Annotated in this window: 21 protein-coding genes; 9 read left to right on the forward strand and 12 right to left on the reverse strand. The window is 38.0% G+C overall.

All coding sequences use genetic code 11. The annotated features are described in order from the left end of the window. Window positions 1-204 precede the first annotated feature (204 nt). The 3 genes from HDF25_RS15935 to HDF25_RS15945 form a co-directional block, all read right to left on the reverse strand. Window positions 205-2847 (reverse strand): alpha-L-rhamnosidase, encoded by a 2643-nt coding sequence (locus HDF25_RS15935; protein ID WP_184626478.1) that lies wholly within the window; start codon window positions 2845-2847, stop codon window positions 205-207. Between the two features lie 112 nt (window positions 2848-2959). Further along, window positions 2960-4153 carry a multiheme c-type cytochrome gene (locus HDF25_RS15940; protein WP_184626479.1) on the reverse strand — a complete coding sequence of 398 codons (1194 nt, stop codon included), beginning with the start codon at window positions 4151-4153 and terminating at the stop codon, window positions 2960-2962. 32 nt (window positions 4154-4185) lie between these two features. Continuing rightward, the gene (locus tag HDF25_RS15945; RefSeq protein WP_184626480.1) at window positions 4186-4404 is read right to left on the reverse strand and encodes a DUF4287 domain-containing protein; all 219 of its coding nucleotides are present in this window, start codon (window positions 4402-4404) and stop codon (window positions 4186-4188) included. Between the two features lie 194 nt (window positions 4405-4598). Between HDF25_RS15945 and HDF25_RS15950 the strand changes: the two genes are divergently transcribed. Next, the gene (locus HDF25_RS15950; RefSeq protein WP_184626482.1) at window positions 4599-5201 is read left to right on the forward strand and encodes a hypothetical protein; all 603 of its coding nucleotides are present in this window, start codon (window positions 4599-4601) and stop codon (window positions 5199-5201) included. Between the two features lie 50 nt (window positions 5202-5251). Here HDF25_RS15950 and HDF25_RS15955 read toward each other — a convergent pair whose 3' ends face one another. After that, complete coding sequence (locus tag HDF25_RS15955) at window positions 5252-6013, reverse strand: response regulator transcription factor (RefSeq protein ID WP_184626484.1); 762 nt, start codon at window positions 6011-6013, stop codon at window positions 5252-5254. A gap of 130 nt (window positions 6014-6143) precedes the next feature. On the opposite strand from HDF25_RS15955, the gene HDF25_RS15960 reads away from it, so the two are divergent. After that, window positions 6144-6758 (forward strand): DUF3667 domain-containing protein, encoded by a 615-nt coding sequence (locus tag HDF25_RS15960; protein WP_260409386.1) that lies wholly within the window; start codon window positions 6144-6146, stop codon window positions 6756-6758. Between the two features lie 100 nt (window positions 6759-6858). Beyond that, window positions 6859-7764: a hypothetical protein gene (locus HDF25_RS15965; protein WP_184626486.1), complete on the forward strand. Its 906-nt coding sequence runs from the start codon at window positions 6859-6861 to the stop codon at window positions 7762-7764. Window positions 7765-7808: 44 nt separating this feature from the next. On the opposite strand, the gene HDF25_RS15970 is transcribed toward HDF25_RS15965, so the two are convergent. Then, the gene (locus tag HDF25_RS15970; RefSeq protein WP_184626488.1) at window positions 7809-8180 is read right to left on the reverse strand and encodes a VOC family protein; all 372 of its coding nucleotides are present in this window, start codon (window positions 8178-8180) and stop codon (window positions 7809-7811) included. A gap of 147 nt (window positions 8181-8327) precedes the next feature. Between HDF25_RS15970 and HDF25_RS15975 the strand changes: the two genes are divergently transcribed. Next, window positions 8328-8618: a hypothetical protein gene (locus tag HDF25_RS15975; protein WP_184626490.1), complete on the forward strand. Its 291-nt coding sequence runs from the start codon at window positions 8328-8330 to the stop codon at window positions 8616-8618. Here the strand turns inward: HDF25_RS15975 and HDF25_RS15980 are convergent. After that, the gene (locus HDF25_RS15980; protein WP_184626492.1) at window positions 8602-9468 is read right to left on the reverse strand and encodes a LysR family transcriptional regulator; all 867 of its coding nucleotides are present in this window, start codon (window positions 9466-9468) and stop codon (window positions 8602-8604) included. The two genes, HDF25_RS15975 and HDF25_RS15980, sit on opposite strands and share 17 nt — an antisense overlap. Before the next feature lie 72 nt (window positions 9469-9540). Between HDF25_RS15980 and HDF25_RS15985 the strand changes: the two genes are divergently transcribed. From HDF25_RS15985 to HDF25_RS16000, 4 genes are all read left to right on the forward strand, one after another. Continuing rightward, window positions 9541-10089 (forward strand): GNAT family N-acetyltransferase, encoded by a 549-nt coding sequence (locus HDF25_RS15985; protein WP_184626494.1) that lies wholly within the window; start codon window positions 9541-9543, stop codon window positions 10087-10089. Further along, window positions 10089-11003 (forward strand): DMT family transporter, encoded by a 915-nt coding sequence (locus HDF25_RS15990; protein ID WP_184626496.1) that lies wholly within the window; start codon window positions 10089-10091, stop codon window positions 11001-11003. The genes HDF25_RS15985 and HDF25_RS15990 overlap by 1 nt, the downstream gene beginning before the upstream one ends. A gap of 132 nt (window positions 11004-11135) precedes the next feature. After that, the gene (locus HDF25_RS15995) at window positions 11136-11753 is read left to right on the forward strand and encodes a hypothetical protein (protein ID WP_184626498.1); all 618 of its coding nucleotides are present in this window, start codon (window positions 11136-11138) and stop codon (window positions 11751-11753) included. 47 nt (window positions 11754-11800) lie between these two features. Continuing rightward, window positions 11801-12196 carry a hypothetical protein gene (locus HDF25_RS16000; protein WP_184626500.1) on the forward strand — a complete coding sequence of 132 codons (396 nt, stop codon included), beginning with the start codon at window positions 11801-11803 and terminating at the stop codon, window positions 12194-12196. Between the two features lie 6 nt (window positions 12197-12202). Here the strand turns inward: HDF25_RS16000 and HDF25_RS16005 are convergent, their stop codons facing one another. From HDF25_RS16005 to HDF25_RS16015, 3 genes are all read right to left on the reverse strand, one after another. After that, window positions 12203-12721 (reverse strand): hypothetical protein, encoded by a 519-nt coding sequence (locus HDF25_RS16005; RefSeq protein WP_184626502.1) that lies wholly within the window; start codon window positions 12719-12721, stop codon window positions 12203-12205. A gap of 61 nt (window positions 12722-12782) precedes the next feature. Next, entirely contained in the window at window positions 12783-13172 is a 390-nt protein-coding gene (locus tag HDF25_RS16010) for a nuclear transport factor 2 family protein (protein ID WP_184626504.1), read from the reverse strand. A gap of 12 nt (window positions 13173-13184) precedes the next feature. Then, entirely contained in the window at window positions 13185-14090 is a 906-nt protein-coding gene (locus tag HDF25_RS16015) for an aldo/keto reductase (protein ID WP_184626506.1), read from the reverse strand. Window positions 14091-14239: 149 nt separating this feature from the next. Between HDF25_RS16015 and mug the strand changes: the two genes are divergently transcribed. Next, the gene (gene mug / locus HDF25_RS16020) at window positions 14240-14734 is read left to right on the forward strand and encodes a G/U mismatch-specific DNA glycosylase (protein WP_184626508.1); all 495 of its coding nucleotides are present in this window, start codon (window positions 14240-14242) and stop codon (window positions 14732-14734) included. A gap of 43 nt (window positions 14735-14777) precedes the next feature. On the opposite strand, the gene HDF25_RS16025 is transcribed toward mug, so the two are convergent. From HDF25_RS16025 to HDF25_RS16035, 3 genes are all read right to left on the reverse strand, one after another. Beyond that, window positions 14778-15488 carry a hypothetical protein gene (locus HDF25_RS16025; protein WP_184626510.1) on the reverse strand — a complete coding sequence of 237 codons (711 nt, stop codon included), beginning with the start codon at window positions 15486-15488 and terminating at the stop codon, window positions 14778-14780. A gap of 109 nt (window positions 15489-15597) precedes the next feature. Further along, a complete protein-coding gene (locus HDF25_RS16030; RefSeq protein ID WP_184626512.1) occupies window positions 15598-18039 on the reverse strand; it encodes an outer membrane beta-barrel protein in 2442 nt (813 codons plus the stop codon). Between the two features lie 101 nt (window positions 18040-18140). Beyond that, entirely contained in the window at window positions 18141-19430 is a 1290-nt protein-coding gene (locus HDF25_RS16035) for a retropepsin-like aspartic protease (protein WP_184626514.1), read from the reverse strand. Window positions 19431-19512 lie beyond the last annotated feature (82 nt).

Here is a 19512-nt window from a genome sequence, read left to right on the forward strand (position 1 = left end):
GTCTGTGGATTCGCAACAGGCAGTTATTGAATTTGCAGGAGAGATTTTGTTATATCTAGAGGCATATAACCCTGCTGAGACAGATAGATTTTATTCGCTTTATAAAAGTTGGAGTATATAATGAAAAATGTTTGAGCAAAGATCATTGTAAGAAAAATATTTGCAATATTAGTTAACTTTAGTAAACAAGCTAACAACAACGGCCTATTTATTTTTAATGATGAACTCGTACTGACCAGCATCAACTTCAATCTTTCCAGGTAAAGGCTTATTGTTCTCATATACTTTTTCACCGTTTATGAATGGAAAAGTGATAGTTGCCCTTGAATTGGCAGGAACAGTAACCGCATAGATCACTGAATTACCTGATCTTTTCCAGGAAGAAACGATTTTACCGAACGGTCCATCATGTTCTGCTTCGAAATACGCCAGTCCGGAAACAAAATTAGGCCTCAGTAATACATTTTTAAACCCAGGATATTGTTCATCCGGGTGGATACCGCCTAATCCTTTAAATAACCAGCCGCCTATTTCTCCAAACATCATATGATTTAAAGAAATATCCCTGGCTGCTTTAATGTCCCAGTTTTCATAAAGTGTGGTTGCACCATTTACAATCCACCAGCCCCAGGAAGGATAGGTATCCTGTGCAGCAAGCCTGTAAGCAGTCTCTGCCTGCCCATTGTCACTCAATGCATTTAAAATAGCTTTGGCACCCAATACACCTACGTCCAGGTGCATACCATCTGCTTCTACCCTTTTTGCAAGCTGCTCTGCTAATTTAGTTTTAAATTCATCAGGAACAATGCCCCATTGCAGCGCCATACTGAGTTCCGTTTGCACCCCGGAAGCATAGATACATTTTTCCCTGTTAAAGTATTTATCATTGATGGCTTGTCTGATTTTTTCTGCAAGTTTGCTATAAGTACTATAATCTGCCTGCTTACCAAACATCCTCGCTGCCTTGGCTAAAATAACAACATCTACATAATAGTAAACAGACGAAGTATATTCCAGCGAAGAGGGTGATTTAACGGGTACCCAATCTCCCCGGCCATAGGTAGTTAGCCCTAAAGGGCTGATCTTTCCAACATAATCCACGTACTTTTTTATACTTCCATAAGAATCTGCCAGTAATTTGCTATCACCATAAAACAGATAGATATTCCATGGGATAATAGCAATAGTACTCGTCCAGTCTGTTCCGTTGGCCGTGCCGTATCCCCAACCGCCCGTTGGGATAATATCAGGGAGTACCCCATCCGAACGCTGTTCATCTCTATGATCCGCCAGCCATTTTTCATAAATTGTAATGCCATCGAAATTGAATAAGCCCGTTTCCACTGCAAAATGTCCGTCACCTGTCCATCCATTTTTTTCCCTCTGCGGACAATCTGTCGGATAGCCCATCAGATTAGATAAATAAGAATTGTTCGTTGCCCACCACAAACGGTCTATCAATGGATTAGAAGAACTGATCTTACCCGTAGCCGCAACATCGCTATGCATAAAATAACCAGTAATACTTTCCTGAGTTAAGGAAACAGGCTTACTACTGGTCACTTCTACGTACTGGAAACCCTTATAATTAAATTTAGGCATAAACTCCAAAGTCCCTTTACCTGATAAAGTAACAATATCTGTCTGAAAAGGGTCACTGTTGTCTTTAGGCCGGTAATACACATCAATATTGGAAAGATCCACCCTCCCATCCGGATACAAACGTTCCCCATGTTTTAAGCGGATAACTGTTCCGGCCTCACCGTTTACCCTAATCTTGGTGACCCCGGCTATATTTCTGCCCAGATCAAATACATAGGTACTGTCATTGAATTTTTTAACAGATTTTGCAGGAATCTCTTCCACATTACGAATGGGCTGCATCGCCTGGCTTACAATCTGATCAGAAGGTGCTTTGCGCAAAGTCACTTTAGCCCATTTCGAATCATCAAAATTAATCCTATTCCAGTTGGGCTGTTCCAACCGGGCATCATAATGCTCTGCAGTATAAATATTGTTCAATACAATTGGGCTGTTACTCGTTTTCCAGTCTTCTCCGGAAGTAATCACTTCTGTAGTTCCATCTGAATAGGTGATCCTTAAATTCAGGCAAAAAACAGGTCTTCCCCTCCATGGAGCTTTATCAAAATTCCAAACAGCTATAGACTGATGATTATACCAGCCATTGCCAAGCAATACTCCAATTGCATTTTTTCCATTTTGCAACTGCGCGGTTACATCATAAGAAACGTACAGATTCCGTTTATCAAAACGGGTATACATCGGATCCAGTCTATGGTTTCCAACCTTATTCCCATTTAGGTATAATTCATACAAACCAGCGACAGCTATATATGCCCTTGCTGATTTTATCTTTTTTGAAGGCTGGAATACTTTCCTGAAATAGGGAGCTTCTCTTTTATTAATGTCATTTCCATCACTGATCCAACTTCCCTTCCAGTTTTCTTTCTTCATCATTCCTGTTTCAAAACCTGATACCTTAGAAGGCATTGCCGGTTTGCCGTACTGGTCCCATACTTCAACCAACCAGAAATACTTCGTAAATGGCTCCAGGTCTTTTCCATGATAAGACACCAAAGAAGAATCAGACAGGCTTTTTCCAGAATCCCAGCAAGCACCTCTCTTCTTAACTACTTCCATGGAATCCTTTCCTACTATAATGCGGTAAGCCGTTTGTCTTGCCCCCTGCCGATCATCCGGGATCATCCAGGACAGACGGGGATTTTGCACATCTATACCTAACGGGTTAATCAAATGTTCACACTGGAGGCCTATAGGTAGTTTCGTATTTACAAAAGTATTTGCCTGTGTAGTTAAACCAGACATTAAAAAACAAGGAAACAGAAATTTAAGAAAAGCCGACTTCATATTTAACAATAATAATGCTATAATATCGTATTAGCAACCTCTACTACCCTGTTTATTGGTGACAATTCTATCATTTTTTCTTAACCAAATCATTGTAAATTGCAATACGATGTGTACGTAATTTATAGGGTATCTTTTCTTTGCTGTTGCTCATCTGGAACCCAATTGCGTGAGATTCTTTGACTGGCATGTGGCAGTCGATACAGTTCTTTGCTAGTATAGCTTTGTTTTTCTCTTTCAATGTTTCATGTTTCACCTCCTGGTGACAGCTGATGCATTTAGCCGAATAAATTGCCAAACCAGTTTTTTTGTTATCATGCACATCGTGGCATGTAATACATTCTGCCTTACCAATTTGATAACACTTACTAGCCTCAAGCAGCTGCTTTTGTTTACCATGTACATCAGGATCTTCTCCTTTATAGGCACTATATTCCGGTAATGTTTTTAACGTATCCCCGGGTTTAAAACCAAAAGTAGAACTCACCGTTTGAATACCCGCTCCCGAATGACATACGCCACATACATCGACTCTTCGCGATAAGGCCAGCTTTTTATAGCTTGCCATAAATCTGGCCGTTTTCACCGTAGGATTTTCTTGATGAAAGGTTACATGCTGAGCCGCAGGGCCATGGCAACGTTCGCAATCTATACCAGCAATAACAGAGTTTTTAACGTATTCTTCTGCTATCGAAAAATCAGCGCCCTGTACCAGCTTTTTGTCCGCAAAGGAACTATGACACTCTAAACAACGTGTAACGATTGGCCTGCCAAAATAAATCTGATCATCAGGGAACCCAGGGCTGTTTACCCATTGGTGTTCTTTTGTCAGGTAGTTCAATGGCATTTGCATCAGCTGTTTGCCATACCAGAATGCGAAGGTATAGGCACGGTTTCCTGCACCAAAAACCATATCTGTATGTTCAGTTTTTTTATCAACTCCATTGATCAGCGCAGACTGATACAGACCATCAGCACGGTTTTTCACCTGCACTTTAGTCCGCTCATTAAAAAGGAACTCTCCATCAGGTATATGCAGACTATCGGCAGAACCAGGCACCGTTAGCATTTTTGAAGCATTAAAATGGGAATTATGAACCGCAGATTCTGTAAGGTCTTTATGACAACTTATGCATGTAGAACTCCCCGCGTAGGCCGGGCCCCTGCTATCGTTATTTTTACTTTTCACCTGTGTACATTGCACAATCGCAAACACAAAAATTGCCAGAATACAAAAAATCAGGAAGAAGCGTCTACAGCCCATACATTAACTTTGGTTAGAATATTAACAATTATTTACGCTTTCAACCCCTTAAGCAATGCATAAATAGCCATTGAGTGTCCGTGTCCCAATTCAAATTCCTCTTTTAGCCAGCTTACGATTTGCCCGGCTTTGACGTCTGGTTTCAGTTTTCCATTCTCAGAAAATCCTTTTTGATCTGCAAGTTGTTTCAATTCTTCAGGGCCTTTACCAGTTTTCTTTTTGATAGTATCGAGATATGCTTGAAATGACATAAGGTTAATTCTTTAATAGCACTATAATTGGTTTGCTGTGACAATATAAGATTTATGAACCTGCAAAAAAACAGATTCCAAGAATTTATCATAAATTAAATACAAATAATTAACGTGATAATAAATTAAAATAATCGCATATTAGACCGCTTTTATTAAAAGATGAAAAGCATAACATTAAAGAACATAGACCTATGAAAAAAACCGTACTCCTTAACCTCTTCCTCCTGTTCGGAATCAGCACTGCATTTGCTCAAAAGCAGGATATCAAAGAATTATACTTCGATTATACGCAGTCCAGAATGAATGAAGATGAAAATGCAATAACCATTGTGAGAGCTTCTTCATTATTAAGCCGTTCTTCAGAATTGAATGACAAACAAGTTGCTAATGTTAGTTTCCATCTTGCCAGAATATATGAGTCGATGGGCAAACCGGAAAAAGCAGAGTCTCTTTATGAAATAGTGACTAAACTGGTTCCAGGTTATTATGTGACTTATACCTCACTGGGGTTTATCAATTTAAGGAAATGTGATACTTTAGGCCGTAAAGTAACTGAAGCTGCAAAACTTAAGGATGCAGCCATGCATGAAACTGCTTTTAAGGCCTATAAAATTCAGGTACTGAAGACCATTCCCTATTTTGAAAAAGCAGAAGCATGCGAAACAGATGAAAGAACGTTAAGTATCCTGACTTCACTTTATAAAAGTATCAAAGACACTACTTCTTTAGCGAGTCTTGCTGAACGCAAGGTACTACTTGGAAAAGATTGTGTTTCTTTACTGGACGACGAATAGTTTTTAAAATTTTATGCTGTGTTTTCATTAACCGCAAAACACAGCATAAATTAAATAATCTTGTTATGAACAGCGTAAGAAAGTGCCTCTACCATATTACTTATGCCTAAACGTCCAAAAATCTGCCTCCTGTAGTACTTCACTGTGTCAGAAGAAACAAATATTTTTTCTGCAATCTGGTTAATTGTTAATCCTTGTGCATGCAACCTCAATACCTCAATCTCTCTTTTCGTGAGCTTCGGCTTCTCTGACTTACGCCAAACATTATTTTCTATATTGAGTTCCCATGTTTCGTCAGTACCTTGTTTATGAATACAAACATTACCTGCATTTTGATGGTGCGAAATTGAAACGATGCACATCGCTTTCCACATCTTTCCACCACTCGTCAAAAACAACGGAGTAAGTTTATGATTGATCAGAATGTGCTTGCCATCCCGATTAACCAAATGGAAATCGTAAGTTATACTGTACAATTTCTTAGCATTCCCAGGCAATTTTTCAAAGAAATCAAATCCTGCTTCGTTAATCAGATTCAACAATTTCAAATCGTTTTCAGGAACATTTTTAAAATAGAACTCATAGCCCATATCTAATACTTCCTCAGAAGAATGTCCACATAAAAACAATGAGTTTTCTGAAACGTATTCAAACGCCATCTTTTCATAATCAATAACATATACGCTTTCATATGTTAACCTTGCAAAAGATTTTACGACTTCCAGATAATGTTGCTGCTGAAGATGATCCTCTTCTGATATTTTTCCGACTCTATTCCTGGTAAGCAGGCCTGAATTCACGTTGTTTTTCATTAACTGCAATGGCTTAGCAGCAAATCTACACTAAAGTGTAGTCTTCGGAAATATTTTTGTATCCAATTTGCAAGAACAATTTTTGTATGGCTAAGAGGCTACTATTAATAATAAAAAACGTGGAAAGAAAATGACTAATTGTAACCATTGCAATCACGAACTAACAGGAAATTATTGTGCCGGTTGCGGACTGGCGGTAAAAATAAAAAGAATTGATGCTCATTACATTAAGCACGAAATTGAACACGTTTTACATTTTGAAAAAGGCATCTTATTAACCATAAAAGAACTGTTGATCAGGCCAGGACAAAACGTAAGAGAATTCATCGCAAAAGACAGAAGCAAACTTGTAAAACCCATAATATTTATACTAGTGACCTCACTAATCTATACACTAATAAATCACTTCTTTCATATTGAAGAAGGGTACGTTAATTTTAATAGCCCGGAAAATCCTACAACGACTTTAATTTTCAGTTGGATTCAGAATCATTATGGTTATGGGAATATTATAATGGGGCTATTCGTTGCCTTTTGGCTAAAACTATTTTTCAAAAAATACGATTACAATTTTTTCGAATTATTAATTCTACTATGTTTTGTATTAGGAATCGGAATGCTGATATTTTCTGTTTTTGCCATTTTCGAAGGGTTAACAAAAGTAAAATTGATGGAAATTTCGGCAATAATAAGTGTAGTCTATTGTACCATGGCAATTGGTCAATTTTTTGATCAAAAAAAATAATAAACTATTTAAAAGCACTAACTTCTTATTTATTGGGTATGCTTACATTTTCTATTTCAGCAATACTCTTAGGCCTTTTAATTGACTCATTTATAAAATCATGAATTGGAGAAAAGTACATTTCTATCTACATACATTTTGTCGTTATTTCTTAGCAACAATGATTCTTTCCTACGCTTTTGCAAAGATATTAGGGACACAATTCACCACACAGCCCGGCACCTATGATAAACCAGTTGGTTCACTAAGCGGATTTGAATTAACCTGGTATTATTACAGCTACTCATTTTGGTATGGTTTATTTATTGCCGGATCGCAAATAGTGAGTTCTCTGCTTTTATTTTTCAGAAAGACAACAAGACTTGGAATTGTTCTCTTTCTTTCTTTTATGGTTAATATCTTATTGGTTGACTTTGCGTATGACATCGAAGGGGCGAAAGGTTTTGCTACGCTAATGACAATTATGGCTCTGTTCATTTTCTTTTCAGAATTCCCGCTTTTTATAAAATATTTTTTGACAGAACCACCATTATTTCAAGATAATGAGCGACCAGACTGGTTTAATAAATTCAGTAAAATAAAATGGATTTATATTCCGCTTGTGTTTGTAGGATTTTTTCTACTCGTCAGTACTTTGAAAAACAGGTACATGGGGCAAAACCAATTTTATGGCAGCTGGCAAAACATGGACGGTTCTTCACAATTCAACAGACTGCATTTTGAAGCAGTTAATACTTTTAGAATTAATGAACGATATGAAAATGCTAAAATTGCCAATGGTAAATATACTTTTACAAAGGACACCATCGTATTAAAAGCCTTTACGAAAGAATATCAAACGATATTGAACAATGATAAAACAAATGCGATTCTAAATCCAGACACAACCAAAAGTATAATTCTGATCAAGGGTAAATATCAAATAGACGGAACCAACCTGTCAATTCAAACTGACTCCGGCAAGATTGTGTTTAAAAAAATTGTAAGGCAAAAGAGTGCAAATTGAACCGTGTCATTTTGGATAGCACATAAATGGTTGAACTTTTTGATTTATATTTCATTACCATGAACGGTATGATGCGCAAGTATATTAACTAATTTACCAAAGGGGTCACGCACATAAAAACGACGCACTCCCCAGGGCTCGTCTGTTAGTCCATATTCAATTTTAAAATTATTTTCTTTCATCAACCTGAAGGCAGTATCTACATCATCAACTTCAATTGACAAATCTGGAACCGGAGTGCCTGAACCGCCCTCACTGGCAAAGCTAATTTGTACAGTCATTTCTTCATCTGAACCATATGTAGTTATCCACCCCTGATCCATCAACACGTCCATCTCTAATATATCCAAATAAAATAGTTTTGCTTTGGCAATTTCTGAGGAGGCGATATTAGCAATTACACGTTTAACTTTCATTATTCATAAATTTAAATAAAAATTATTACAACGTTGCGGGCCTCTACTATAATTGCAATAATAGAAGTAATATCGTTAGATTTGCCGCCCAAATAAACAAACGGTGCTGAAGGCACGGAATACTTTAAGCAATTACGAAAAACATAAATGGAAAAGAACGATTTTGCATCCATCTGGCTAGAAGAAAGCGGAAATCCTGCCATAGAAGAATTAACACAACTGAATCTGGACGTTGCCAGTAAAACCTCAAAAATGTTGACTGATAAAGGTCTTTCAGAAAATGACCTTGCTGTCTCCCTGGATATTAATCCTGACGAAATAAAAAGATGGCTGATGGGCAGGCACTCTTTCAGTATAAAGATAATAAAGGAAATCTCTGATACGATGGCAAATTATCCTGCAAAGCCAGAATTAATCCCAACTAATTATCAAAAATAAGATCCAAAATATTAGCAAGAACCGGATTATGATCATCTGCACGCCAATTGATGAACAGATCCGTCTTAAAGGGTAAAGGAATGAACCGAAGACCGGGGCTTTGATGATGCAGGTAAGAGTCTGGTAAAATAGCTATTCCTAAACCTTTCCTGACGAGCGCAATAATTGTGGATCCAAATTCTGAGTGAAGAAATACATCGGGAACAAAATCATAGGACTTGAAAAGTCCATTGATTATCTCGCCGTAACTACTCCCCTCGTCCCTTGTGGGCAGAATGAATTTTTGCTGTTTAAGGGTTTCCGCAGATAAGTCACCGAATTCCTTAAAGGAATGATCCTGCGGAACCACTAAAGCTAAATGGTCAGAATATAACTTTCTCGATTTTATACCCAGCCCGCTATTAATATCCCTGGTAATCGCCAGATCAATCTTATAGGTTTTTAGAAACTCCAGCTGGCTCTCATACAAAACCTGTACAAGTTTAATCTGAAGCTGTGGAAATGCTTCAGCAATCTTCGCCAGAATATCCGGCATAATAGAAGCCGATATAGAATCGGGATAGGCGATGGTAAAGGTCCCTCGTTCACCCAAATGTATTTGTTTTGCAAACTGATGGATATAGTCAAGCTCACTCAGCTCTACCTCCCATTTCTCTTTTAAGAATTTACCAGCCGGGGTAAGTTTTACATTTCTCTTATTGCGTTCAAAAAGTTGTAGGCCAAGCTCGTTTTCAAGAGACTGGATCTGACGGGTAAGGGCAGATTGTGTGATATTTACCTTTTCTGCTGTCTTCCAATAATGCAGCTGCTCGGACAGAGCCAAAAAATATTTGATTCGCTGAAGATCCATTAATGCAATTTATGCATTAATAAATGAAGAAATAGCATTTTATTACATTTAAAGACTGGTTACATTCGTACCATGGAAAGTATCATTATTCAAAGGGCAACACCCGAAGAAATAAAGAAATTACAGGAGATCGGAAGAACAACATTCCAGGAAACCTTTGCGCAGGTGAATAGTCAGGAAGACATGCAAGCATATCTTGAACAAAGTTTTTCAATAAATAAACTGACAGGTGAACTGATGAATAAAGATTCCCGGATATATTTTGCCATACTTGATGAGAGAGTGATCGGGTATCTAAAAATCAACCTTGGACAGGCTCAAACCGAGAAACTGGATAATGATGCACTTGAAATTGAGCGGATCTATGTGCTAAAGGAATTTCATGGCTTAAAAGTTGGTCAGCTGCTCTATCAGAAAGCTATTGAACTTGCTTATGAAATGCAAGCACCTTATGTCTGGCTTGGCGTGTGGGAGGAAAATCACAGAGCCCTAAGATTCTATGAGAAAAATGGCTTCATCACTTTTGATAAGCACATGTTCCTGTTGGGAAGTGATGAACAAACGGACCTGATGATGAAAAAGACATTGCCTGTTGCTAATAGTGAATCAAAAACAGCCTGATGGAAAAAAGAAATATTTTTCTCGGCTTATTAGTATTGGGTACGGCTTTCTGGGGGATTTCCTTTTCGGTTACTAAACTCGCTATCGGAGAAAACCAGTCTGCCCTCTTTTTGTTCTACCGGTTTTTGCTGGCAACAATTGTGTTATCTGTCGTTTTCTGGAAATACGTAAAAAGCCTGGATCTCAACTCAATTAAGACTGGTGCCAGACTGGCCCTTCCCCTTGCACTTGGTATATATTTACAGACCTTGGGTATCACGCATACCTCTGCATCACAATGTTCATTTGTGGCCGGAATAACTGTAGTCATCATTCCCGTTCTTAAGCTAATCATTTACCGGAAACCTGCCCCCTTAAAAATATGGATAGCCGCATTTACTGCATTGGCTGGCCTGTTCGTAATATCTATTAAGGAGAATTTCAGCATCGGTACTGGTGACCTGTATACCATTACCGGAGCCTTTTGCTTTGCAGTATATTTAATCCAGATTGAAAAGGAATCAAAAAACAGAGACATTATCTCTACGATCGTACCCATGTTTGCAACGTGCTCAATATTAGCATTTTTATTGACCCTCAGTCAGGAAAATATCATCTGGATACCTCAGCAAAATCCTTTCTGGACTGGCATCATTTTTTGCGCGCTGTTCTCAACAGCCTTCATGTATACTATATCCAATATTTCTCAAAAATACATTAGTGCAGAGAGAGTGTCCATTATATATCTTTTCGAACCAGTTTTCGGAGCAATAGCAGCGCATTTCATCCTCGGAGAAGCTATTTCATCCCGGCTGTTAGTTGGTGGTGCGCTGATTTTCACGGCCACCCTTGTATCAGAACTTAAGCTAAAATGGCAAATACCAAATGTCATTTCGTTGTTAAGGATATCAAAGAAAAAAGAGCATTGCCGCTGATTTACTGAACAGAAGTTTAATAGTAGTACAGAGTATCAAACGTTAAATATCAGGCTATGTCCAAATCCCAATGGGCTCACAAGAATATAAATATAACCTATATCTTTATCCGTTTATATAATAATTAGATAAATGGACATCCAGGAGGTCGTTACACCGTCAAAAGAAAATACTGATATTTGGATATTAAAATACTGTCCTCTCGGTGATGCAGCGCCTGTATTTGTATTATGGTACACAGATACTGATAAGGAAAGTACAGATAAATTATTTACATTCAAAACTGGTGAGATTTTTGGAACCAATTCTCTAAATGATCTAAAAAATATTATAGCACAAAATTTTAATGCGGTCAATGAATTTGAAAATCTTAACAATTGGCTAAATGATTTCGGCAGCCAGGATTCCGATGAGATAACTACCTATGACATTAATAAAATTTATAATGCTATTAATGTTCAAAACTTTGACATTGAGATCCTTGAAGGATTGACGAATTTCATTAATTTATTTGGCGACTATGTCTATCAGAGTGACTGCAATAAACATCTTATGCCTCTTGTAGATAATAAGTATATAAGAAAAGCCTGGGATTATTATTATGACTATATTTTTTGGCCGCAATTTAATGATAAAGACCGATTTGAAGTTTGGGAAAGACCTCCTTTCAAAGTTAATGCTGTGGAACTGGTCCAGGGACTTCAAAAATTAATCAAATGCTTTGAAAACAATATGACCATTATAAACTAATGGCACAACCTCTATTAATATTTTTAAAAGCCTTAATCCCTACCTTAATGGGATTAATACTATCACTCAGCTTCTTCCAGCTTATTGATTCTTTTTATTCGGATGTTCAGTATGCTGATCAAGGGCATCTGGATGATACATTTATATATATACTATTAGTTCCAGTTATCATTGCTGCTTTACTTTTCCAAGCTTTTGTTATCCTCCCCTTTTGGAAGAGAATCAGCAATGATGGAGAGTTATTCGGGCTGAGATTAATTCCAATAGTCTCTTTGCTTTGTATTCTGTCTGCATTATTCTTTGCCCTGGTAATCTGGACTCCTAAATTTGGTATAATTAATTTCATCGAATCTTTTCTTATTACTTTTACTTTTTTCATCGTTTATTGGGCAGGCAATTTATTGTCATTAAGATTACTTGACAACATCAACGGAAGTGTTTGACCTTCTTTAGGACGGCTCTATATCTTGTATCTGTATTATCTCCGCTTCACCAATAACATGCGCTCCTTCATGTATCCACCATTTGCGTCCACTATAAAGATATTTTTCGATGCTTTGATTCAGAAGGAATCTGACGATAACCAACTTCGTTTCGCCTGGCTCTATTGTCGATTGATCTTCAAAAACAATATCACCAATAAAAGATTGAAGAAGATTCCCATCTTCTTTGTGTTCAAATACATGATCTGGTCTATATCCACTAATAAATCCCGTTTTCCTTCCACCTTCTTCTGCAGTTTTAAGTTTGATCTCTGCTTTTATACGTACAAGATTTGATATCCCGTTTTCGTATTCTAAATCCCGAATGCTTGTTAAAGTATATTTATCATAAGCCATTACATCGAATACTTTAGATTGTCCACTGTCAAGCCAGCGCTTATAAATAAGATGACCATTCACATATAAATACATCTCGTTATTTTCTATCTTTTTAAAAACGGCCACGGTATTTATATTTAAAGACATTTTATCTCATTATCAACAGGTACGTGACAAAGGTATCCAGATTTATTTAAACTTAGTATTTTCAAGTTAAACCAGGATCAAGAACCCATTGCCTTCGCCAGGACGGTGCTTCAAAGGCATCAGCAAAATATTGTGTCTCATGTACTACCTTCCCATTGTGAAATTCCATAATGCTCACTGTGTATACGGATTGTCCTTGATAGATGATTGTGTATTCCGTGACCCACAGATCGCCTTTTCCAACGATTCGCCTGACATCAAAGCCTGAAGGTTTACCAGGATGATGCCCACGCAGGGCCTGCAAATTGCTTCGTCCCAGGATTCGCTCTCCTGACTGGGGATAATCGCAGACGACATCGTCATCATAAATATCATGTTCTGCGTTTACATCACCGGCCGCTGATGCACGCCAATGCATATTCAAAGCCTCGCGTATTTGTTCTTCTTCCATGTGTTTATTCAATTAATTGCCTTTTGCAATGAAACCAGGAATACCAGAATTCACCACCTGATTAAATCTCTGTCTGGTCTGAATACGATTGATTTCATCAAATGCATCTTCTGGCAAAGAAGAGATGTTAAAATTTTCTCTGGCACGGACAGCAGTTCTGGGTGTAGTAAGCAGAGCCGTTCCACGCTGGATCGCCCAAGCTAACAACACCTGAGCCGGTGTCTTTCCAACTCGTGAAGAAATCTCCAGAATGACTGGATCTTCAAGTGGCCCAGGCTTTATTCCGTGACCTAATGGTGCAAAAGCCAAAAATACAATCCCCTTCTCCCTGCAGAATTCCAGAAGCTCTGTTTCGGGCAGATATGGATGTGCCTCAACCTGAACAACAGCCGGTTTGATTCTCGCCGCTTCATAGACAGGCACCAGCTCGTTCAAGCTGACATCAGATAATCCGATTGCCCGGCATCTGCCACTATCCACAAGATTCTCCATCGCCCTCCAGGTGTCAAGCAAGGTCACCTCACGATCATAAATGACATTGCCGTTCTGATCCCTTGGATCCTGCTCATCTCCTGGCAGAAATGCATATGGAGTATGAATGAGATAGAGATCCAGATAATTAAGCCTTAATCTGTTCAGACTCGCCTCAAATGCTGCTTCAACGCGTTCAGGCCGGTGATTTGAATTCCACAATTTTGTGGTCACAAAGATGTCTTCGCGTGCAATCCCACTAGCGGTAAGTCCTGTCTGCAATGCCTCTCCAACCTCGCTCTCGTTTCGATATCGTTCTGCACAATCAAAATGTCTAAAGCCAGCTTCCAGTGCATCTCTGGTAGCACTTATTGTCGCGGCCGCATCGGGGATCAGGGTGCCAAACCCAAGTACAGGCATGTGAATAGTGCTATTCGTTGTCTTCATCTTTATAATACGTTAAAATTACACAACAAATTACGGCAGGAAATTTCAGGTGACTGCGTGACCTACATCACATTTTTTACACCAAAACTCTGCTAACTTTGCTCGGTATTTCGAATCAGGTATTTACATATCAAGCAAAAACACCATCAATGTTAACTGATCATATTAGCAAAGACCTAAAAGTCATTTTTTGCGGGATCAATCCCGGTTTAAAATCTGCGTCAGATGGGCACCATTTTTCAGGAAGAAGTAACCGTTTCTGGAAGGTTTTGTACCAATCTGGTTTTACACCCTATGAAATTGAACCTGTGAATGATGCAACCATTCTCGATTTCGGCTATGGCCTGACTACAGCTGTAGAGAGAGCAACGGCCCGCGCAGATGAGCTTTCAAAAGACGAATTTGACGATTCCATTGAAGTTTTTAAAACCAAAATGACTCATTTCAAACCCAGATATATTGCGTTCCTGGGTAAAGCAGCCTATAGGGCTTTTTCTGAAAAAAAACAGATTTCATGGGGATATCAGGCCGAAGATTTTTGCGGAGCGATGGTTTGGATACTGCCTAATCCAAGTGGCCTAAATCGTGGCTTTTCTATCAATGACCTGGTTAACTCTTACAGGGAATTGTATCAGGCTCTTTAATAGAAAAATCCCCAAAATTCTGTAAGGATTTTTCTATTAAGAATTAATTAGTTTCTACAACGGTGTTGCCAAAAATATCCTTTTTAATGGTCTGGATAACTTTTCCATTTTCATCCTCGACAACTGTATCCCCAAAGATATTCTTCTTATAAACCCTTTTCCTGCCCTTGTCGTCCTCCTCAATGTTGTTTCCAAAAATATCCTTCTTGTAAGTCACGACAACCTTTCCTCTTTCGTCTTCTACAACTGTATCCCCGAAGATATTCTTCTTATAGGTTCTTTTTCTTCCTTTATCGTCCTCCTCAACATCATTCCCAAAAACATCCTTCTTGTAGGTTGCGATAATCCTTCCGTTTTCATTTTCTATAACCGTATCTCCGAAAATATTCTTTTTATAGATTCTTTTTCTTCCTTTATCATCCTCTTCAACATCATTCCCAAAAACATCCTTCTTGTAGGTGACAACACTCCGTCCGCTTTCACCTTCCACAAGTGTATCTCCAAAGAAGTTCTTCTCATAGATTTTCTGATTTCTTCCACTACTGTCCCCCCTGATCATGTTTTCTCTAAATAGGTCCCTTTTGTTTACTGGTTGTTGACTATGCACAAAATAAGGTGCAAACATCAGTGAGGTAATCAGCAATAACCTATTCATTTTAGAATTTACCCTGATAGATGGATAATAAACTGTTTTGGGCAGCCCAAGCCGCCAGAGATCACAACGAATGTGATTCCCGTTTGAGATAATTTTCATGTACTTATGGTTTAATTATGTGTGTCCATCAATATAGAAAGTTTTTCTCAAAAAAGAATCGACCATTTTGAGTCAGAATAGCAATAAAATGGGGGTTCCCGCAATAAAGCTATAATCTCTGTGATTCGTTTTGCAATCCCGATTCGCGGCTTTCCTGTGCTTTGATTTTATTATTACCAAACCTATATGTGAAATTGAGACGGATCTGACGGCTTTCACCCCTATATGTCGTATGAAGTAATAAATTGTTGAGTTGAGTATCGGTATCGATCTTATTTGTCCACAATAGGTCTGTAACAGCCAGCATTAAAGTTGCCTTCTCCTTCATCAAACTTTTTTGCAGACCAAGGTCAATCTGTGAATTGCTCTTTACATAAGTATTTAAACCTTTGATATTATTCGAGTTAATTACACCCGTAACTTCAGCAGTAATATGACCTGGCAGTTTAAAATTCTGCTGAACATTAATTGTACCGGCAAAACGGCTAAAACTATAATTCCCATATTCCAGAACTCCGACTTTGTTCTCCAGACGATAACCTATACCTGTAAGACTCATATCCCACCAGTTTGTCACCTTCACCTGCTGGGTGACAGTTAAATTAAGGTTACTCTGGGCTCCTATATTCCTGGGTACCATATTAATCTTATTATTATCAAAAACTTCCGTGATGGTACTTGCCAGATCACTTGTATGTGTATAACCCGCAGCTATGGTCGTAGATTTATAACTATACTGCAACGCTAAGATATTAGCATACTGAGGCTGCAGAAAAGGATTCCCTTTCCAGTAAGAAAGTTCATCAACAGGGTACGAAAACGGATTCAGGTTATTATAGGCCGGACGGTCTATACGCCTGGAAAAACTTAAATTATACGTTCCGGACTGTTTTGTCTTATAAGTAATTGCAGCAGTTGGAAACAAATTCAGGTAATTTCTGACTACTGAGGTTGGTAGCTGACTGCTGCCTTCACGTGGTTCCAGATTTCCTTCAGAATGCGTATGCTCAACCCTGACTCCTGCATCCAGGCTCAGTTCATCGTTTAGTGGGGTTTCATACTTCAGGTATCCTGCACTTATTTGTTCCTTATATCTGAAGGTATTGGATAGATTAATATCAATCACGTGAACACTCCCATTTACATCGTACTGATCAAATACATTATCAGCATTTACATTTGAAAATTTTCCACCAGCTGACATCTTTCCTTTTGCTACAGGAAAACTGTAATCGGCTTTAACAGCATACAGTTTAATATTTCTGCTGTTCGCTACCAGAAAGTTATTAGCCGACTGAAACTGGCCATCGGGAGAATAAAAAGTATTGGTGCTGAGGTTTTGGGTTGAGGCATCAAAGATCCCGTAATCCGCATCAATATCAAGGCTTGTCTGGTTATTCCCTTTGTAACGGTAATTTAAGTTGGCATTATACCGGTTAGCTTTTTGTTCAGGATAGCTACTCTGGCTTCTCAAAGTCTGTATCAGCTGACCTGATGACTGATCATAAATGTTTGTTGTCGGCGTGATCAGACCTCCCCCAGCTGAAAAATTACTGTTCAGAACAACCCCAATAGTTTTGGTGGTATCTATAGCATAATCCGCACCTAAAGTAGATCCTATGCTATGGCGTTTATCTATATCATGGTTAGAATTTAAATAAATTTTACCGTTTGTTGTCCTGTCATTATCATAGTCCATCACGTAATGCCCAAAATTATGATTGTAATTCGCAAACAGATTAACTTTATCTTTACGGTAATTCAGGCTGAGATTAGTATTTTGCTTAATGGTGCTGCCATAGGCAACACCGTTGTTAATACTACCATTGAACCCCTCAGCAATTGATTTTTTAAGCACAAGATTAATAATTCCACCTGTACCCGAAGCATCATATTCAGAAGATGGATTTCTTATCACCTCAATCGATTTCAGATCGGAAGAAGCCATAGATTTTAGCAGTTGTGCCAACTCCTCAGACTGTAAATAGGTTTGTCGGCCATTAATCATAACCAGTGCGCCACTAGCTCCGTTTAATGTAATGGTGTTATCCTGATTAACAATTACCCCGGGTGTTTTTTTTAACGCTTCCAAAGCATTACTTCCCTGCGCAGTTATACTATTCTGGACATTATAAATCATTTTTCTGCCTTCAATCTTAATCATAGGTTTATTAGCGGAACTCTGAATAACTACTTCCTTAAGACTGTTCTCGGTTGTTTTAATTTTTATAATACCTAAATCTGTATTCCCAGATAACCTGATCAAATCACTCTGGTAAGAAAGGACACTGAGATAACTCACCGAAATCACATAATTCCCGGAGCTTGCAGCAAAAGAAAATGTTCCATTTACACTGCTCACTATCTGATTTACTATCTGGCCGGTTTTACCGTCTTTTAGAAACAACGTTGCGCTATTTATAACTTCGTTATTTGTATTTTGAATGACTCCTTTCAAATGATATTCACCATTCTTTTGTGCAAATCCTTTAAAAAAGAAACAGGATAACAGAATTATTAAAAAAGATTTTTTCAGAATGGTATTGATCATGCGGTTCGTTTAAATTCGGTTGTCTTGGTTACACCTGAAAAATTTCTCAGATTAATATTTTAATTAACTTTAAAAACCTAAAAGTATCAAAATTATATAGGTTAGGAAGATTTTCTTCTTTTTAGTTTTACAAAAAGAAAAGCGCCTACACTCAACATTAAGATACCAATTACTGCAATACCCAATATCCTACCCCATTTTAAGGGTTCAAATGATGTATTTAATAAATGATTAGGCTTTAAATAAATCTTACCATGTGGATAATCGATTATGGTATTGAACCGCTTTAGAACAGCGTTTCCAATAATCCCTGCCTTTCCATAGTAATCAGAATTCTGCACATTCAGCCGGACCGGAACATCCCGAAGGACAAATCCAGTCAATTTAAGCTCTGGCAAAATTGCAATTTCAGTTTTATTTACAACTGCACCTGTTCCGGACACATTAGCATACCCCATTATAGCCAGACGGCGATGCAGATCATTTTTATTCGCAAAATTTCCACTAACTGCAACTGTCAGTCCACCACCAGTATCAAATAAGAACCAACCTTTTGCTGCATTCATATCTTTTTGAACTGTAGCCTCCACAAATGTACCTTCTATACTATGCCGGGCGGGAAGTTCTGAATAGTCTTTTTTTAGATCTGGTAAGTTCTGATGTATTATAAGCAATCCTTTGTCATAATCGATTTCCACGACTTTATCCTCAAAAACATTATAGCCTACAACTCCATCCGCATTAAGCCCCCCTTTGTAGTCATAAAAGAGTATTGGCAGGTCCTTCCAGTACAAGTTAGCCAGTTCCAAATGATTCCGGCTGCTTGTTCTTTCAGTTGAGAAACCTCCAGCTCCTTGATTTTCGGTAGATCCATCAAGGATTACTTTAGATTTACTAAGCCCTTTTTCAGTCAGAACAAAAAGACTCGCACCTGTATCAAATATGAGATCCAGTTCTCGGAAGTGGTTTATCTTTCCTTTAATATGAATATATTGGTCAGTCCCTAATATGAATGGTATTGTATCGGCACCAGATGTACCAGAAGCATTATGGATTGAGGATTGAATAACTGTAGATAACTGGACATGGCAAGTATCTTTTCCTCTTAGCAATACATTGAAATTATACAATTTCCCTGGGAATACGTCAAAAGCTATGCTATCTATATCTGTATAAAAAATTACAGTCCTGATTTGATTAGTTTTATCTATACTATAGACCAAAGGCCTCACTTTCCCATTCAAATGATCCCAGTATCGGGTTAGAGGATTATTCCCATCCTTTATCGAAATCTTTTCCGAGTTTGCTCTGATAAGAGGTAAGGATTGCGAGAAGCTCAAGTGTCCGCTAAAAAGAAGGACTAGTGCTATTAAAAGAGATTTAATCATCATATTAATCCTTCCAAATTTGGTAAACGAATAAATTTATTATTTAAATTCACCATTTTAGACATTATATATTACCAAACATTAC

It is taken from the genome of Pedobacter cryoconitis (genome assembly GCF_014207135.1).
Lineage (GTDB): Bacteria > Bacteroidota > Bacteroidia > Sphingobacteriales > Sphingobacteriaceae > Pedobacter > Pedobacter cryoconitis_D.